The sequence below is a fragment of the Martinezella miluonensis genome (assembly GCF_900094545.1).
Taxonomy (GTDB): domain Bacteria; phylum Pseudomonadota; class Alphaproteobacteria; order Rhizobiales; family Rhizobiaceae; genus Rhizobium; species Rhizobium miluonense.
In genome coordinates this window covers 68,564-86,940 of the sequence record NZ_FMAH01000016.1, presented here as the reverse complement: position 1 = coordinate 86,940, position 18,377 = coordinate 68,564, and the positions used below count along the sequence as shown (strand labels likewise).

Genomic DNA, 18,377 nt, shown 5'->3' with positions numbered 1-18,377 from the left:
GCAAAAGAAAACCCGCATTGCCGGATTGCCGCTATTCATCGTCATCGTCGATCGCGCCGGTCAGCCGCATGCCGTCGATCCAGGTGGAGCCGTCTTCGCGGATCACGCGGCGTGGCTTTGCGCCGCAACGTTCACGCACGGCCTGCGCCAGAACCTCCGAATGGGTGACGATCCAGATCTGGCTGGTCTTTGCCGCCTGCGCGATCATATCGGCAAGCGGCGGCAACATGTCCGGATGCAGGCTCGCCTCCGGCTCGTTAAGCGCGATCAGCGGCGGCAGGCGATAGGACATCAGCGCTGCGGCAAGACCAAGAAAGCGAATCTGGCCATCGGACAGCTCGCGCGGCTGGAAGACGCGGTTGGGAAATTCCGGCAGCATCAGACCGAAATCCGCCGTTTCCTGCGGCTCCGGCACGACAAGCCGCGCCCCGCCGAGCGCTGCGGCAAGAACCCGATCAAGCTCGACGGTATCTTCCCGCGTATGCGCCAGAGTGGCAAAGACAGCGGCGATATTGGCGCCGTCTTCGTCCAGCATGGGAGAAGTCACCGCAAGGCACGGCGCGCGCAACGGTGAGCCGCGATCGGTACGGAAGCCATGATAGAAGCGCCAGGCATCGACGGCGCGCCGGAAGGCGCCGACCTCGGGATAATACCCGGCATCGCCCAGCAGAGCGATCGCCGTTTCAGACGTCAAAGCCTGCTCGCGGTGCTGCTCCATGCGGCCGCTCTCTCCCCGCACCGAAATACCGGAGCCGTCGCGCTTCATCATCGTCACCGGCCGACCGCCAGCCTCAACGGAAAGCTCCTCGGTCTTGATCTGCGGCTCCAGCGGAAAGCCCGCTGCAGGAGGCGGCGGCCGCATGCCCGCCTCGATCGAATAACGGAAGGTCGCCGCCCGCTCCATGTCGAGCAGCTCGACGTCGAAGCGGATGCGCGCCGACTCATGCGAGCGCCGCTTGCCCGACCACATGGCTGAGAACATGCCGCCCTCGCTGGAAATCTCATGCGCCAGCCTGCCGCGAACGGCAGCCTGCACGAGCTGCAGCGAGCGATAGAGGTTGGACTTGCCGACACCGTTCTCGCCGATGAACAGATTGACGCCGGCGAGATCCATGCGGATCGAGCGCAGGGAACGATAATTCCGGGCAAACATGGAGCGTAGCTGCATGCCACGCGGTTTAGCCGATTCCCGTATCAAAGAGAATGCGAAACCAGGGTTTCGTCCCGCCTGGGTAGAACAAGCGGCGAAAAGGTTGCATTGCTGTCGGCTGCAAGATCGAAGACCGTATGCTTCTCCAGCGCTTTCGTCACTTCGTTGACATCGCCGTCCAGATGCTCGACGGGAATGAGGTTGCCGACAAGGAAATCGAACTGGTCGCCGCGCTTGTTGAGCAGCTCGTGAAAGACGGTCATGTCGCGCAGCTCGGTCGACCATTTTGCGAACCAGTAGAACAGGCCGGAATTGCGCGCCGTCAGATGCACGGGCAGGATCGGCAGATTGTATTTTCGCGCCAGCCCAACGGCCGATGTCTTCCAGGGACGCTCGTTCAACTTGCCGTTCGCCCAATAGGCGATGCGGCCGGACGGAAACAACACCGTGACCTTACCGTCGGCAACAGCGCGATTGGTCAGCTGCAGCGTCTCGCGCGTCTTCGGCTTGCTCTTGTGCTCCTCGCGCCACTCCACCGGAATGATCATCTCGGCGAAACGCGGATTGACCCGCACCGCATCCCGGTTGGCAAAGATCATCATATCGGGCCGGCGCGACTTCAAGAGATCGAAGACGGCGACGCCATCGGCAATGCCGGTGGGATGATTGCTGACGAGAATGAAGCCGCCAGCAGCCGGTATGCGGTCGGCATGGGTAACGCCGATGTCGAGCCGCAGCAGATCGCTCATATATTCGAAGCACTGGAAGCCCGAAAGCTTGGCGACGTCATCGGCAAATTCGATCGCCTTGTTATAGCGCAGCAGCGTGTAGAGAAACGGGCGCATCAACGGCCAGAGCGGATTGCGAACGATCTTCTGACCGCGCTCGGCGATCAAAGTATCGACTATATGTCCCGGTTGCCCCTGGGACACCAAAGCGATCGCCTCTGCCAACTGTCCCAGTGCAGTTATCGAGCCGCGACGCGCCATGAAGTGTCCTGAATGGTTGGGATATATTCTATCGCAATCGAATATGATCGAAGCATGACGAACGCCTCGCACATGACAACCGAACCGCTGAAGATCCCGGATCGGCCCATATGCCGTTTTTAAATGTAGCAGTACTCGCAGCACGAGGGGGAAACGCGCCGGAAGCAGCGGGAAAGTTAGTGATTCCATAACCTTCCTTCGCTCAAAGTGGCAGAAGGAATCCGAATTTCAAGGGGGTTTCCACTGAACGATTTGTTGATCATCGCCGACTCAGGGTTGATGGCGGAACGCAACCGCTGGCTCGAAGCGCTTGGCCAGGAACGGCGGCTCGCTGCTCACACTCTGAATGCCTATGAGCGCGATACCAGGCAGTTTCTGATGTTCCTGACCGGCCATCTCGGTGGTCCGGCGACCATCAAGGACATCCAGGCTCTGCGCCCCGCGGACTTTCGCGCCTTTCTCGCAGCGCGTCGCAAGGATGGCGCGGGCGCGCGTTCGCTTGGCCGCAATCTTGCCGGCCTTCGTTCACTGTTGCGTTACCTCGAAAAGAAAGGCCTGGTGAATGCAGCCGGTGCAGCCGCGGTGCGTTCGCCGAAACAGCCGAAATCGCTGCCCAAGCCGCTCTCGGACACCCAGGCGATCACGGTCGTCAGCGACGAGGCGCAGCTGCATGAGGAGCCCTGGATCGCCGCACGCGACGCGGCCGTGCTGACCCTGCTCTACGGCTGCGGCTTGCGCATTTCCGAAGCGCTGGATCTGAAGCCGCAGGACATGCCGCAAGACGCAACCTCCCTGCGCATCACCGGCAAGGGCAACAAGACGCGGCTGGTGCCGCTGCTGCCGATCGTCGTCGAGGCGGTCGATCATTACCGGGCGATTTGCCCCTATCATCTCGATGCCGACGGCCCGCTTTTCCGTGGCGCGCGCGGCGGCAAGCTACAGCCGGGCATCATCCAGCACGGCATGCAGAAACTGCGAGGCGCCTTCGGCCTGCCGGATACCGCGACGCCGCATGCGCTTCGCCATTCCTTCGCGACCCATTTGCTGGCAGGCGGCGGCGACCTGCGCACCATTCAGGAACTGCTCGGCCATGCCAGCCTGTCGACGACCCAAGTCTATACCGGCGTCGATTCCTCGCGGCTTCTCGAAGTCTACGACCGCGCCCATCCCCGCGCGTAAGGAAAGATTAACCCCTTGCGTTAAGGGAATCTCCGTCTGGTGCGCATAAAGCAGAAGCCAGTCCCGGCATGCCTCCCGAAAGCCGCTTTCGAGCGCTAAGGATCATGCCCTCTGCGAACGGAAGGTTTTGATGATTTCTGCCCTCGGATCCAAGGCGATGCGGTCGACAAAGCCGACGCTCGGCGACATCCTGCTCTGGCTTGCCACAGCCTTTCCGTTCGCGCTTGCGATCCTGCTGATTGCGACCATGCTGACACTGCAGCCGGCCCAAGCCGACCAGACGACATCCGATAGCCGCAGCGACAAAAATCCGTTGGCAAGTCTCAAGAAAGACGACATAGCCAAAATCGCAACCTTACTTGCTAGTGAGACAGCTTCCGACAGTTGCGGCGGCAAGGATCTGATGGCGGAGCTGCAGAAGAGCGATCCCGCCAAGTATGCCTCCATCATCGCCGCCGGTGACAAGGTGGAAAACGGCAAGGGCATCTTCTGGAAGATCGAAAAGCCCGGCCTGAAGCCCTCATGGCTGCTCGGCACCATGCACGTCTCCGATTCGCGGGTGCTCACCATGCCGAAGGGCGCGGCGGAGGCTGTGGCCTCAGCCGATACGATCGTCGTCGAATCCGATGAGATTCTTGATGACAAGAAGGCGGCTGCCACCCTTTTCGCCAATCCGTCCCTGACCATGCTCACCGATGGCTCGATCATCAGCCAGCATCTGTCGCCCGAAGACAATGCGCGTCTCGAAGCAGGGTTGAAGGAACGCGGCATTGTCCTTGCCGCCGTTTCCCGCATGCAGCCCTGGCTGATCGCGAGCTCTTTCGAAATGACTGGCTGCGAAATTCGCCGCAAGACCGCCGGCGCGAAATTCCTCGATCAGAAGCTGGCAAGCGACGCCGCAGCCGAAGGCAAGCAAGTCAAGGGCCTCGAGACACTGGCCGAACAAGCCAAAGCCATGAGCGACCTGCCGACCGAACTGCATCTGAAGTCGCTGATCCAGACGCTCGAGCTCGGCAACAAGATCAACGACGTCAATGAAACGATGACCGACCTTTATCTCGCCGGCAATATCGGCGCGATGGTGCCGATGCTGAAGGTCATCGAGCCGAACCAGAAAATCACGGACGGCGACAGCGCCGCCTTCGAGCAGCGCATCATCCTCGACCGCAACAAAGTGATGGCTGATCGCTCCGCCCCGATCCTCGACAAGGGCAACGCCTTCATGGCCGTCGGCGCGCTTCATCTTGTCGGCGACCAGGGCCTGGTCGCGCTGCTGCGCAAGCAGGGCTTTACAGTGACGTCCGTAAACTGACCGTGCTCATACGCTTGCCGAAGCTGGCGAGCATGTTTGCAACGATCAGCCGGTGGAACGGCGCAATCACCGCGATATAGATCCGCCCGAGCAGTATCTTGCGTCTCACGAGCGTCGTCGCATCGACCAGCCGGTGGCCCTGGGCATCATCCCGCACGTCGATGACGACGCGGAAATCGAGATGACGATCGTCAAATCCGAGCACGACCTGATTGTCCGATTTGCTGACGACGGGAAAAAAGCCGATCGTTTCCACGCCATCCCCAGCCGCGCTGCCGGACGACTTCAATCCGAACATGGACGTCACCGAATCGCGCAACTTCAGCAATAACCGCACCCAGAGCGGAAAGCGAACGAGCATCGCGCGCGCCGCGGCAATTGCCGTAAAATCCGATTTCGGAACCTGCAACTCGTAACAATCCGCCCAGTCCGCGCCCGGCAACGCCGGGTGTGGCATAAGCGGTTTCACCATCAAGGGTCTTGCAGACATCATCTCACCTGTCGCTTCGATGTCTGCAAGCTACCACATCGGCAAATCTACCAGAACGCGCAAATGCCAGCTGCGACAATTTACCAGAGGTGCGGCCGGCTAGCGAACCGCCGCTCCATTCGCCGGCAAAATCTTCAGGCGCCATGCCGTCTCCGGCTTCAGGTATTTCGTCGCGATCGTGCGGACGTCCTGCGCGGTCAGGGACTGGTAGTTGTCAATGCTGCCGCGAATCCGTTCCAGACGCCGTGGGTCGGTCTGGGCATTGCTGAGACTCTCCAGCCAATAATTATTGGTCTGTTGCGAGCGCTTGATCTCCTCAACGATTGGAGCCCTTGCCCGCGTGAGTTCGTCCGGCGAAACATCCTTGTCCCGCAAATCGGCGGCAATCCTGTCCACAAGATCGAAGAAATGGTCGACCTTGGCCGGAGTCGTCTCGACATAATAATAGGTAAAACCATAGCCCGGTATCGCTCTGGACAGATCGACATCGCCCTGGGGACTATAGGTCGCGCCCTCGGCAACGCGGAACTGATCGATCAGACGATTGCGGAAGATCGCTCCGGCGATGTTGGCCGCAGCAGCGCGCGGCAGGTCGGAGAGAAAATCGCCGATCGGCATGGCGACCAGCGCGCCGGCATTGTCGCTTCGCCCGTCCTGAAGCCGCACGACCGGTTCTGCGGTCGGCGCCGGAAAGAGCCTGTCGCCATTACCGGCCTGTCCCTGCGCATCGGGCCGGGCCGGCAGCGCGCCAAAGGTCTCGGCCGTCATGCGGATGGCGTCATCCACTTCAACATCGCCGGCGATGACGACTTCGATCTGCCCCTTGGAAAGATAGGGCCGCAAGAACACCTCGAAATCCTCCGGCTTGGCATCGAGCAGTTGCGCCCGCTCCGGGAAGGTCCAACGCGGATCGCCGGAATGCAGAAGGCCGGGAAGATCACGGCCAACCACGCTGCCCGGCGTTGCCTGAAGCTGCGGAAGACTGTTCAGATAGGCCTGCTGCACCCGCTTGAAGACGTCGGGGCGATAGACAGGATCGGACACATAGGCCGTCAGAAGCTGCAATTGCGTCGCCAGGTCGCTCGGTCGCGTGGCCCCTTCGAACCTGAAGGCGTTATCCCGGATGGAGAAATCACTGCCGACGACCTTTCCGGCCAAAGCCTTCTGCATCTCCTCGTAGCCGATGGCCTTCAGACCGGAGAGCGGAACCGTCGACGACGCCCAGATCGGCAGCGGCCGGTCATGCGGCAGATCGAGCCGACCACCGCCGATATTGGCGCGGACCAGTATCTCGTCAGCGCGAAGCTTGGTCGGCTTGACGGTCAAGCGCACGCCATTGGCAAAACGCACCATCGTGGCGCCGAGGTCATCGACCACGCGCCGCTCGACGACAGCTCCCGCCTTTCCAAAATCGGTGTAGGGCCATTCGACGGCTGCCGTTTGCGATGGAGCCGTAACCGGCGTAGCGCGGGAGTCGGCATAGGCCTTTTCCACGGCAGCGAGGCCGCCTTCGGGCATTTGCGAAATCTGCAGCACCAGTTGCGGACCATTGCCTGCAAAGGCACGCTGGAGACTTTCGTTGACCTCGGTCGCAGTCAGCCCCTTGGCTGCCGCATCGAACAGCGAAAGGTCGTCCGCCGGCGACGTAAAGACGACACTCTCGCCGACACTCCAGACCAGGGATCCCGCGATGTCGGGACTTGTACGCGTTGCCGCACCGCCGGCAGCAGCCTGCAGCATCGACCGGTATTCGGCAATTTCGCGGTCGATCTCGCTTTGCGCGGCACCGAACTCTGCAATCCGTCGCTGCTCCCGATCGATGGCGGCAAGGGCCGCCTGCCATTTGTCCGGATTGGTATCAGCGGCAATCATCGTGACGCGAGCGGATTTCAGGACATCCTGAGCGCCGGCCTGCGCGGTGACGAAGGGCGCATCGGGCTGCTGTGCCAAAACGGAGATACGTCTGTTGAGGACCGCAAGACCGATCCCCTCGATCACTTGCTGGCGGCGCTTGGCAACCGTATCCTGGGACGCATCGTATGGTCGAGTCCAGGCGATCTGCACACGGGTGGCGCTGCCGGGCACGACGACGGTTCCGACGCGCTCACCGTGTTTTTCGAGAACGCCCAGATCGGTTGCGGCCGGTGCTGGTGTATTCGATGTCCAATTGCCGAAACGGTTGCGGATATCGGCTTCGATAGCCGCGGCATCGATATCGCCAACCACGATCAGCGTGGCGCGCTCCGGCCGATAGTTGGTGCGATAATAGTCCCGAACCAGATCGATGGGGGCATTGCTGATGATATCGGTCTTGCCGATAGGCGGCCGCTGCGTCACCAACTGGCCCGGCAGCAGCTGATTGAGGAAGCCGATCCCGCCGCGATATTGTGGCGTGTCGCGCAGCTTCTCTTCGGAAAGGATGACGCCACGCTCGCGGTCGAAGGCACCGGCATCGAGCGTCAGTTCGCTCGCCGTCTCGCGCATCAGCATCAGGCCGGTGGACACCGTTCCGACATTGGCTTCGGGCAGATCCAGCGAATATACGGTTTCGCCATAGCTCGTCGAAGCATTGGTATCCGCACCAAAGGCCAGACCGAGGCGCTGGAGCGTGCGGATCATCTCGCCTTCGGGAACGTGCGTCGAGCCCTTGAACGCCATATGCTCGAGGAAATGCGCCAGGCCCTGCTGGTCATCGCGTTCCTGCAGCGAGCCGGCGCCAATGCGGAAGCGGATCGCCACCTGACCTGCCGGCGTCGCATTGTGCATGATCGCAAAGCGCATGCCGTTGGGCAGCATGCCGAAGCGGACACCGGATTCCGCGGGCAGATCGCTGGCGGCCTGCGGCCAGCCGACGAAGGGTGTTTCGGCATGAGCCGGAAACACACCATTCAGCAGGATTGTGAAGGCCGCGACAATGAAAAGTTGTAGGAATGCGGAAATAGCTGGGATTTGGCGTGACATGCTGACTTCGGTGAGTGGGAGAGCTTCGATGATGCGATGCACAAGAGCCCCTGTTCATCGCATCATCAAGCTTGCATTGCAATCCCAGCACCCGGCTCGGCTGGGATCCCGGTTCTTACATGTGGATCGGCTTGAAGAAGGTCGCGAGCGCGGCCTCCTTGACGGCTTCCGACATGGTGGGATGCGCATGGCAGGTGCGGCCGAGATCTTCCGACGAACCGCCGAATTCCATCAGAACGGTAATCTCGTGAATCATTTCGCCGGCGCCGAACCCGACGATATGGCCGCCGAGAACGCGATCCGTTTCCTTGTCGGCGAGGATCTTGACGAAACCGTCCGTTGCCAGCATGGCGCGGGCGCGGCCGTTGGCGGTGAACGGAAACTTGCCGACCTTGTAGGCGATGCCTGCGGCCTTCAGCTCTTCCTCGGTCTTGCCGACGGAAGCGACTTCCGGCTGCGTGTAGACGACGCTCGGGATGACGTCGTAATTCACATGGCCGGCCTGGCCGGCGAGGATTTCGGCAAGGGCAACGCCCTCGTCTTCCGCCTTGTGCGCCAGCATCGGGCCCTTCACGACATCGCCGATGGCATAGATGCCGGCAACATTGGTCTTGAAGTGACCGTCGATCTCGACGCGGCCGCGATTGTCGAGCACAACGCCGGCTTCTTCCAGCCCAAGGCCTGCCGTGTAGGGCTTGCGGCCGGTGGCAACGAGAACGACATCCGCATCAAGCACGACCTTGTCGCCGCCCTTGACCGGCTCGAAGGTAACCTTCGCGCCATTGCCGGACTTCTCGACGCCGACAACCTTGGCGCCGAGATGGAATTCGATGCCCTGCTTGGCCAGCATGCGCTGGAACTGCTTGGAAACTTCGCCGTCCATGCCGCCGAGGATCGTGTCGAGATATTCGACCACGGTGACCTTGGCGCCGAGGCGCGACCAGACCGAGCCGAGCTCGAGGCCGATGACGCCGCCGCCGACCACGATCATCTTGCCCGGCACCTTGTCGAGCGCGATGCCGCCGGTCGACGAGATGATGACTTTCTCGTCGATTTCGAGAGGAACGCCCGGAATACCGGCAACGTCGGAGCCGGTGGCGATGACGATGTTCTTGCCCTCGATCTCGGTCACCTTGCCATCGTCAGCCGTCACGGCAACCTTACCGGCGGAAACTATCTTGCCGGTGCCCTGGAAGGCATCGATCTTGTTCTTCTTGAACAGGAAGGCGACGCCGTCGACATTCGACTTCACGGTCGCATCCTTATGCGCCAGCATCTTGCCGAGGTTCAGCTTCGGTGTAGCAACCTCGACGCCGAGCGCATCCATGCCATGGCCGGCATGATGGAACATTTCGGAAGCGTGCAGCAGCGCCTTGGACGGAATGCAGCCTATATTGAGGCAGGTGCCGCCATAGGTCGCCCGCTTTTCGACGACCGCGACCTTCAGGCCGAGCTGTGCTGCCTTGACTGCGCAAACATAGCCGCCGGGGCCGGTTCCGATAATGATCACATCGTAGGACATGTCTTAATTTCCTTGTTTTGTATCTCTGTTAGTCGGCCGCCCGCGCCAGGGCGAGGCGGATGCCGAAGCCGACGAGCGCCGCTCCGGTGATGCGGTTGAACCATTTGCCTGACGCGATAAAGCGATCGCGAACAGGCTTGACGGTGAAGAAGGTGGAGACGCCTGCAAACCAGGCGACGAGCGCTGTCGCCATGCCGATGCCGTAGCTGAACTGGATCAGCCCCGGCGTGTCGTGATGAACGAGTGTCGAGAACAGCGACAGGAAGAACAGTACCGGCTTCGGATTGAGCGCATTGGTGATGAAACCCGTCGCCAGGCAGCGCCAGACGGAGACCGGCTTGCGATCCGCATCGGTGATCTCGATTTCATTGACCTTGAAGCCCGGCTCGCGGAAGGACTTGATGCCGAGATAGACGAGATAGAGCACACCGGCCCACTTGATCATGCTGAACAGCATGAGCGACTGCGACACGATCAGGCCGAGACCGAGGATGGTGTAGCTGATGTGAAACAGCAGCGAGAAGCCCATGCCGAGCCCGGTCATGACAGCGGCGCGGCGGCCATGCACGATGCTTTGGCGCAGAATGACGGCGAAATCAGCGCCGGGAACGACGATGAAAATCGAGAACACCGCCATCAGGCCGAGGAATTCGAAAATATACTGCATGTCACCTACCCATTCTGATCAACGGCCGCCGCTCACATCGAGCAGGGCACCCGTTATATAGGATGCATGAGGGCTGAGCAGGTAGAGGACCGCATCGGCCACCTCGTCGGAGGTTCCCGCACGCTTCATCGGCAATTGCGGCGCGATGTCCCGAGCCCGGTCCGGCAAGCCGGCGGCGGCATGGATATCCGTATCGATGATGCCGGGTCGAACGGCATTGACGCGGATGCTTTCGGCCGCCACCTCGCGCGCCAAGCCGACAGTGAAGGTATCGATCGCCCCCTTGGAGGCGGCATAATCGACATATTGCCCGCCGCCGCCGAGCGTGGCAGCCATGGACGAGACATTGATGATCACCCCGCCCCTGCCGCCATGCCGGGTCGACATGCGGCGCACGGCTTCCGCCGCCGCCAGCATCGAGCCGGTGATATTGATGCGGAACATGCGGTCGATCCGCTCCGGCGTCATCTCATCCAGGCGTTGTATGGCGTCGACGATGCCGGCATTGTTGACGAGCCCGTCGATGCGGCCGAAATGCGCGTCGATTTTGGCGAAAATGGATTTGATATCCTTGGGCTTGCCGACATCGCCTGCGATCGCAATCGCCTTGCCGCCGGCATCGTGGATCGTCCCCACCACAGCCTCGGCGGCTTCCTTGCTGGACGCGTAATTGACCGCCACGGCCCAGCCATGCTGGGCGGCGGCCAGGCAAATCGCAGCACCGATGCCGCGGCCGCCGCCAGTTACAAGGAGAACAGGCGCATCGTCGGTCATTGATTGCATCCTTTCAAACTGAGAACATCCCAGGGCGCGACAGTCGCCTTGCCTTTGCCCCAGAGGGACGACTTCTTAATGGAGGGGCCGAGCGCCGGCAGAAAGAGTCGATCCGCCGCGCTTTCGCCTTCGCCTGGCAGCGCGCGAATATGGCCCTTCAGATCGGAGGCGTAAACCATGCCCTGCCAGACGGTGCAGGCCCTGAGATCCGCCCCGGTCACATCACCCTCGGGGCACTCGAACATGATCCGGCCATCGGCGCGCAACTGATCGTCGGTGCGCATGACGACGCCCTCGGCTACGACGGCGGTATTGCGCACGGCCAGCTTGAATCTGTTGCTGACGGATGATTCCGACCCCATGGGCTCGAAGCGCAACTCATAGGCATTGTCCATGTCGACATAGACGGCCTTTTCCTGCGCACATTCAGCCGCAAAAGCAGGCAGCGGATTGACCGCGAAAACGGATATCGCCCCGCACAGAGACGTCTGTCTTATGATCGTCGATATCGCCGGCATGATCATTCGCCTCCCGGCTCGCGTCGGCCATCGGCATTCTCGGTTACGCCGAAATCAGTAAACAGAACCAGGGGCCGGCCGCTAGCGTCGAGTCCCCAGAAAACCGGATAGAAACCATCGCCCCAGCCACTCCAGAAAATCGCGACATTGCCGCGCTTGCCTGCTACCGGCCGGTGCATGGCATATTTGTCGCTGTTTATCTGCAACTCCGACGCCAGAACATCGTCATAATAATTGATATCGAACGACGCCTTCTCCGCCTGAACCTGCTTTTCGCGCTCCTGGATCAGTGCGTAAGTGTCAGCATCCATATAGCAGCCGAGACCGGCATCGACGGGATAGCCGAAGAACTCGTCGCCCTTCAGCGAATTGATATCCTGGCCCGGGATCAGGGCCAGTTCCCAACGCACCGGCTTGCCTTCGGCAAAGCGCAGGCCGGCCGCAGCGATGCGGCCGAAGGCTTCATAAAGCGTCACGGGATAGTCGCCGGGGGCAACGGTGCGGACGAGCGCTGCCCGGTCAGGCCCGACAAGCGGATCGCTGGCGACGATACGCCCGGAGGTCAATTCCACCTCGCCGATGCGAAGGACCTTGATCGAGCGAGCGGTAAGATCGGCGTCGCTGAGCGACGCCAGATCGAGATTGCTGCTGAGCTTGGAAATGTCGAACTCACCCGCATTGGCGGAGGATGGCACCCATGCGGTGACGGCGCACAACAATCCGCGCAGCGTCCGCATGGGCCATGTCGACATGATCCAACGCTCCCCTTAGAGATCGAGAACGAGACGTTCCGGATCTTCCAGGCTTTCCTTGACGCGCACGAGGAAGGTAACCGCTTCCTTGCCGTCCACCATACGGTGGTCGTAGGAGAGCGCCAGATACATCATCGGACGGATGACGACCTGGCCGCCGATGGCGACCGGACGCTCCTGGATCTTGTGCATACCGAGAATGCCCGACTGCGGTGCATTCAGGATCGGCGAGGACATCAGCGAACCGTAAACGCCACCATTGGTGATGGTGAAGGTGCCGCCCTGCATGTCGGCCATCGACAGCGTGCCGTCGCGAGCAGCCTTCGCCAGACGGCCGAGCTCCTTCTCGACTTCGGCAATCGACATCTGGTCTGCATTGCGGATAACAGGAACAACGAGGCCCTTGTCGGTGCCGACAGCCATGCCGATGTGGCAGTAGTTCTTGTAGATGATGTCGGTGCCGTCGATCTCGGCGTTGACAGCCGGCAGTTCCTTCAGCGCGTGGGTAACGGCCTTGGTGAAGAAGCCCATGAAGCCGAGCTTCACGCCGTGCTTCTTCTCGAAGACGTCCTTGTACTTGTTGCGCAGGTCCATGACAGCCTTCATGTCCACCTCGTTATAGGTGGTGAGCATGGCGGCGGTGTTCTGCGCATCCTTGAGGCGGCGAGCAATCGTCTGGCGCAGGCGCGTCATCTTCACGCGCTCTTCGCGGCTGACATCCTCGACGGCGGTCGGGGCACGGGCGGCAACGGGTGCAGCCGGTGCGGCGGCAGGCGCCGAAGCAGCCTTGGCGACAGCGGCGATGACATCGCCCTTCAGGACCTGGCCGCGCTTGCCGCTGCCGTCGACCTGATCGGCGGAGAGATTGTTTTCAGCAAGCAGCTTTCCAGCAGCCGGCGCCGGCGGCATGGAAGAAGCCGGCGCAGAGACGGCGGGAGCTGCAACCGGAGCAGCAGCGGCCGGGGCCGGAGCGGCGGGTGCAGCAACCTGTGCCGGAGCAGCCACAGCGCCGTTGCCGGCGGAGATCTGGCCGAGCAGCGCGCCGAGGCCTACGGTTTCGCCGGCCTGGGCAACGATTTCGGACAAGGTGCCGGCCGACGGTGCGGGGACTTCGATCGTCACTTTGTCGGTTTCAAGTTCGAGAAGCGGCTCATCGGCCTTGATGGCATCGCCGACCTTCTTGAACCAGGTGCCGACAGTCGCTTCGCTGACGGATTCGCCGAGGGTAGGAACGCGGATTTCAGTGGCCATTGTTCAAATCCTGATTTTCGTCATTATGAGTTGGATGGAATTCCGGCGACAGACGGCCGGGGAACGGGTGATACGCCTCGACGCGAGTGCCCGGACGACGACAGCGGTCGACCGGGCATTTGCTTGATCTTGGCGATAGGCTGCGTGCTGCATGGCGGCCAATCTTCTCCCCCGTCGCATCATGCGGAAGGCTGGGGCGCGACGACGCGATCTTCAAACGAAAACCGGTCATCGCGCAACCCCTCAACCGCCGAGCGCGTCCTCGAGGAACGCCGCAAGCTGCGACAGATGCTTGGACATCAGGCCTGTCGCCGGAGAGGCGGCAGCCGGACGGCCGGTGTAGCGAACGCGCTGGTACTTGGCATCGATATGGGCGAGCACCCATTCCAGATAAGGATCGATGAAGGACCATGCGCCCATGTTCTTCGGCTCTTCCTGGCACCAGACCATCTCCGCATTGCGGAAGCGGCTGAGCTCGTTGATGAGCGCCTTGGCCGGGAACGGATAGAGCTGTTCGATACGCAGCAGGTAGACATCGTCGACGCCGCGCTTCTCGCGTTCTTCCAGCAGATCGTAGTAGACCTTGCCCGAGCAGATGACGACGCGACGGATCTTGTTGTCCTTCTGCAGCTTGATCGGGCCGTCCTTGATCACTTCCGCATCGTCCCACAGCAGTCGATGGAACGAGCTCTCGCCAGCCATCTCCGCAAGGGTCGACACGGCGCGCTTGTGGCGCAGCAGCGACTTCGGGGTCATCAGGATCAGCGGCTTGCGGAAGTCGCGCTTCAGCTGACGGCGCAGGATGTGGAAGTAGTTCGCCGGCGTCGTGACGTTGGCGACCTGCATGTTGTCCTCGGCGCAGAGCTGCAGATAGCGTTCGAGGCGGGCGGAAGAGTGTTCCGGACCCTGGCCTTCATAGCCATGCGGCAGCAGGCAGACGAGGCCGGACATGCGCAGCCACTTGCGTTCGCCCGACGAGATGAACTGGTCGAACACGACCTGCGCACCGTTGGCAAAGTCGCCGAACTGGGCTTCCCAGAGCGTCAGCGCATTCGGACGGGCCAGCGAGTAGCCGTATTCGAAGCCAAGAACCGCTTCTTCCGACAGCATCGAGTTGATGACTTCGTAGCGGGCCTGGGTCGGCGACAGGTTGGCGAGCGGGATGTAGCGCTCTTCGGTTTCCTGATCGTAGAGAACCGAATGACGCTGCGAGAAGGTGCCGCGTTCGCAATCCTGGCCGGACAGGCGGATCTTGTGGCCTTCGACGACGAGCGAACCGAATGCCAGAGCTTCCGCCATGGCCCAGTCGATGCCCTCGCCCGTCTGCACCATGTTGGCGCGATTTTCCATGAAGCGCTGGATGGTGCGGTGCGCATGGAAGCCGGCCGGGATTTCAGACAGCTTGCGGCCGATTTCCTTCAGCGACTTCATCGGCATGGCGGTCTTGCCGCGGCGCTGCTCGTCGGCATTATCTGCCGTGTGCAGACCGGACCACTCGCCGTCAAGCCAGTCGGCCTTGTTCGGCTTATAGGACTGGCCGGCCTCGAACTCCTGCTCGAGATGCGCACGCCAGTCGGCCTTCATCTTTTCGACTTCGCCTTCGGTCAGCACGCCTTCGTTGATCAGCCGCTGCGAATAGAGCTGCAGCACCGTCTTGTGAGCGCGGATGACCTTGTACATGTTCGGCTGCGTGAAGGACGGCTCGTCGCCTTCATTGTGGCCGTAGCGGCGATAGCAAAACAGGTCGACCACAACGGGCTTGTGGAACTTCATGCGGAATTCGGTCGCGATCTTCGCGGCATAGACGACCGCTTCCGGATCGTCGCCGTTAACGTGGAAGATCGGCGCTTCGATCATCTTGGCGACGTCGGACGGATAGGGCGACGAACGCGAGAAGGCCGGATTGGTGGTGAAACCGATCTGGTTGTTGATGATGACGTGCATCGTACCGGCAACGCGGTGGCCGCGCAGACCGGAGAGGCCGAGAATTTCGGCAACGACGCCCTGGCCTGCGAAGGCCGCGTCGCCATGGATCAGCAGCGGCACGACCTTGGAGCGCTCGGACAGCGGAATGATGTCGCCATCCCAGACGGTGGCACCCATGTCCTGCTTGGCGCGGGCCTTGCCCATGACCACCGGGTTGACGATTTCGAGATGCGACGGGTTTGCCGTCAGCGACACGTGCACCTTGGCGCCATCGAAATCGCGGTCCGAGGAGGCACCGAGATGGTACTTCACGTCGCCCGAACCTTCGACTTCGTCCGGCGCATACGAGCCGCCCTTGAACTCGTGGAAGATGGCGCGATGCGGCTTGCCCATGACCTGGGACAGCACGTTCAGGCGGCCGCGATGGGCCATGCCGAAGACGGCTTCTCTCAGGCCAAGCTGGCTGCCGCTCTTCAGGATCTGCTCAAGCGCCGGGATCAGCGATTCACCGCCATCGAGGCCGAAGCGCTTGGTGCCCTTGAACTTGACATCGAGGAACTGCTCGTAGCCTTCGGCTTCGATGACCTTCTGCAGAATGGCCTTCTTGCGCTCGGGATTGAAAGCAATCCCCTTGTCGACGCCCTCGATGCGCTCCTGGATCCAGGCCTTCTCCTCGGGATTGGAGATATGCATGAATTCGACGCCGAGCGTGGAGCAATAGGTACGCTCGAGGATCTCGATCATCTCGCGAATGGTTGCGAATTCGAGGCCGAGCACGTTGTCGATGAAGATCTTTCGGTCGAGGTCCGCCTCGGTGAAGCCATAGGCTTCCGGCGACAGCTCCTTGTAGTCTTCGACCGGTACGGCGATGCCGAGCGGGTCGAGCTTGGCGTGCAGGTGGCCGCGCATGCGATAGGCGCGGATCATCATGATAGCGCGGACGGAATCGCGTGTCGCCCGCAGGACGTCGGTCGTGTCGGCCGGGGCGCCGGAGACCTCGGCCTTCGCCTTCAGCTTGGTCTCGATGACCTTTTCGACAATGCCCCAGTCGCCGTCGAGCGCGGAAACCAGATCGCCCTTTGCGGGGATCGGCCAGTTCTTGCGCTGCCAGGAGGCGCCCTTGGCTGCCTTCTTCACATCGTCGGGGTTATCCTCGAGCGCCTTGAAGAAAGACCGCCACTCGTCGGAAACCGATGAAGGATCGCCCTCATAACGCGCATAAAGCTGCTCGATATAGGCAGCGTTGGCGCCATCCAGGAACGAGGTGATCTGAAATTGCTCGTTGGCTTCTTGCCTTGCCATGGTGAATCTGCGGACGCTTTCGCCCGTCTCCCAACTTGTTTGCATTGCCGGTTTTCGGATCCCCAGCGACCGTATTTCGTTCGCGGCCGTCAAGCCGCAGGTCTGCACTTGCGAATGTCGAAGCCGGACGGGAGAAGCGAATGCCGTCCCGTCCGGCCTTGCTATAGGTAGGCTCAGCCCTTCAGGACTTCCACCAGCGTCTTGCCGAGACGCGCCGGCGACGGCGACACGCGGATGCCTGCCGATTCCATCGCTGCGATCTTGTCTTCCGCGCCGCCCTTGCCGCCGGAGATGACGGCGCCGGCATGGCCCATCGTGCGGCCGGGAGGTGCCGTACGGCCAGCGATGAAGCCGACCATCGGCTTCTTGCGGCCCTTCTTGGCTTCGTCCTTGAGGAACTGTGCGGCATCTTCTTCTGCCGAACCGCCGATTTCGCCGATCATGATGATCGACTTGGTTTCGTCGTCGGCGAGGAACATTTCCAGGACGTCGATGAATTCAGTGCCCTTGACCGGGTCGCCGCCGATGCCGACAGCCGTCGTCTGGCCGAGACCTTCATTGGTGGTCTGGAACACGGCTTCGTAGGTCAGCGTGCCGGAACGCGAGAGAACGCCGACCGAGCCCTTCTTGAAGATGGAGCCCGGCATGATGCCGATCTTGCATTCGTTCGGCGTCAGAACGCCCGGGCAGTTCGGTCCGATCAGGCGCGACTTGGACTTGATGAGACGGTCCTTGACCTTGACCATGTCGGCGACCGGAATGCCTTCCGTGATGCAGACGATCAGCGGGATCTCGGCTTCGATCGCTTCGAGGATCGCAGCCGCAGCGCCTGCCGGCGGTACGTAGATGACCGAAGCGTTGGCGCCGGTTGCTTCCTTGCCTTCGGCGACCGACTTGAAGATCGGCAGCTTTTCGCCCTTGGAACCGGTCCAGGTTTCACCGCCCTTGGAGGGGTGGATACCGCCGACCATCTTCGTGTCGTGATAGGCAAGCGCCTGTTCAGTGTGGAAAGTGCCGGTCTTGCCGGTCAGGCCCTGAACCAGAACCTTGGTGTCTTTGTTGATGAGAATAGACATGCGAGGCCTTTGTTACGAGAGGTTGGAAGACGCGGAGGCAACGCGACGATAGACGCCGCTGACGACCTCCTGCCATGTATCGCTGCCGGTGGGCGAGAAAGTGACGCCCATGCGGTAGCAGTCTTCATTTTCGAACTGGAAGAGAGTGCGCTGCACACCGCGCGGCGAGACCTTGGTCAGGACAAGCTCGTCGTCGATCCACTCGCCGGAAGCCGGCGAGGCGGGCACGAAGCCCACGGTATCGAACTGATAGAGCTTGTAAGCCTGGTCCGCCGCATCGAAGCCGAGAATGTTCCGGGCTTCGAACGATGTGCTGCCGTCCCGCGTCTGCACGTAGCGCTGTTCGACGAAAAATCCGCCGAACAGACACTCGGCCGTGAGCTGCGCGGTTGCCGTTCCTTCCTTCGTCCAGGCCGAAGCCGCGACACGCTCTTCCCCTTCCCAGGCGCCTGCAAAGGCACCGAGGCGAAGATGAGCAGTCGTTGGAGCGAAGGAAGAAGCCATCCCG

General features: G+C 61.6%; 15 protein-coding genes. 2 read left to right on the top strand and 13 right to left on the bottom strand.

Annotated features, from left to right (window positions below; translation table 11 throughout):
* Window positions 1-31: 31 nt before the first annotated feature.
* On the bottom strand, window positions 32-1,168 hold the full coding sequence (locus GA0061102_RS15120; RefSeq protein WP_092849779.1) for an AAA family ATPase: 1,137 nt from the start codon (window positions 1,166-1,168) through the stop codon (window positions 32-34).
* Window positions 1,169-1,194: 26 nt separating this feature from the next.
* Complete coding sequence (locus GA0061102_RS15115; RefSeq protein ID WP_092849771.1) at window positions 1,195-2,139, bottom strand: GNAT family N-acetyltransferase; 945 nt, start codon at window positions 2,137-2,139, stop codon at window positions 1,195-1,197.
* 243 nt (window positions 2,140-2,382) lie between these two features.
* Here GA0061102_RS15115 and GA0061102_RS15110 point away from each other — a divergent pair, with 243 nt between their 5' ends.
* Together GA0061102_RS15110 and GA0061102_RS15105 are read left to right on the top strand one after the other, a co-directional pair.
* Window positions 2,383-3,318: a tyrosine recombinase XerC gene (locus GA0061102_RS15110; RefSeq protein WP_092849993.1), complete on the top strand. Its 936-nt coding sequence runs from the start codon at window positions 2,383-2,385 to the stop codon at window positions 3,316-3,318.
* A 130-nt stretch (window positions 3,319-3,448) separates the two neighbouring features.
* Window positions 3,449-4,630 (top strand): TraB/GumN family protein, encoded by a 1,182-nt coding sequence (locus GA0061102_RS15105; RefSeq protein WP_092849764.1) that lies wholly within the window; start codon window positions 3,449-3,451, stop codon window positions 4,628-4,630.
* Here GA0061102_RS15105 and GA0061102_RS15100 read toward each other — a convergent pair.
* From GA0061102_RS15100 to GA0061102_RS15050, 11 genes are all read right to left on the bottom strand, one after another.
* Complete coding sequence (locus tag GA0061102_RS15100; RefSeq protein WP_092849990.1) at window positions 4,608-5,120, bottom strand: DUF2867 domain-containing protein; 513 nt, start codon at window positions 5,118-5,120, stop codon at window positions 4,608-4,610. The two genes, GA0061102_RS15105 and GA0061102_RS15100, sit on opposite strands and share 23 nt — an antisense overlap.
* Before the next feature lie 99 nt (window positions 5,121-5,219).
* Complete coding sequence (locus GA0061102_RS15095; RefSeq protein ID WP_208858654.1) at window positions 5,220-8,081, bottom strand: M16 family metallopeptidase; 2,862 nt, start codon at window positions 8,079-8,081, stop codon at window positions 5,220-5,222.
* Between the two features lie 115 nt (window positions 8,082-8,196).
* Window positions 8,197-9,603, bottom strand: coding sequence for a dihydrolipoyl dehydrogenase (gene lpdA / locus GA0061102_RS15090; protein ID WP_092849756.1), 1,407 nt, complete (start codon window positions 9,601-9,603; stop codon window positions 8,197-8,199).
* A gap of 28 nt (window positions 9,604-9,631) precedes the next feature.
* The gene (locus tag GA0061102_RS15085) at window positions 9,632-10,270 is read right to left on the bottom strand and encodes a LysE family translocator (protein WP_092849748.1); all 639 of its coding nucleotides are present in this window, start codon (window positions 10,268-10,270) and stop codon (window positions 9,632-9,634) included.
* 18 nt (window positions 10,271-10,288) lie between these two features.
* Window positions 10,289-11,044: an SDR family oxidoreductase gene (locus tag GA0061102_RS15080; RefSeq protein ID WP_092849745.1), complete on the bottom strand. Its 756-nt coding sequence runs from the start codon at window positions 11,042-11,044 to the stop codon at window positions 10,289-10,291.
* Window positions 11,041-11,568, bottom strand: coding sequence for a hypothetical protein (locus GA0061102_RS15075; protein ID WP_092849743.1), 528 nt, complete (start codon window positions 11,566-11,568; stop codon window positions 11,041-11,043). The genes GA0061102_RS15080 and GA0061102_RS15075 overlap by 4 nt, the downstream gene beginning before the upstream one ends.
* Entirely contained in the window at window positions 11,565-12,314 is a 750-nt protein-coding gene (locus GA0061102_RS15070) for a DUF4241 domain-containing protein (RefSeq protein ID WP_092849740.1), read from the bottom strand. Before GA0061102_RS15070 ends, GA0061102_RS15075 begins: the two co-directional genes overlap by 4 nt.
* Before the next feature lie 15 nt (window positions 12,315-12,329).
* Window positions 12,330-13,565 (bottom strand): 2-oxoglutarate dehydrogenase complex dihydrolipoyllysine-residue succinyltransferase, encoded by a 1,236-nt coding sequence (gene odhB / locus GA0061102_RS15065; RefSeq protein WP_092849737.1) that lies wholly within the window; start codon window positions 13,563-13,565, stop codon window positions 12,330-12,332.
* A 243-nt stretch (window positions 13,566-13,808) separates the two neighbouring features.
* The gene (locus tag GA0061102_RS15060) at window positions 13,809-16,793 is read right to left on the bottom strand and encodes a 2-oxoglutarate dehydrogenase E1 component (protein WP_092849987.1); all 2,985 of its coding nucleotides are present in this window, start codon (window positions 16,791-16,793) and stop codon (window positions 13,809-13,811) included.
* A gap of 173 nt (window positions 16,794-16,966) precedes the next feature.
* A complete protein-coding gene (sucD, locus tag GA0061102_RS15055) occupies window positions 16,967-17,869 on the bottom strand; it encodes a succinate--CoA ligase subunit alpha (RefSeq protein WP_092849735.1) in 903 nt (300 codons plus the stop codon).
* 12 nt (window positions 17,870-17,881) lie between these two features.
* Window positions 17,882-18,373, bottom strand: a complete 492-nt coding sequence (locus GA0061102_RS15050) for a DUF1579 family protein (protein ID WP_092849730.1) — start codon at window positions 18,371-18,373, stop codon at window positions 17,882-17,884.
* Window positions 18,374-18,377 lie beyond the last annotated feature (4 nt).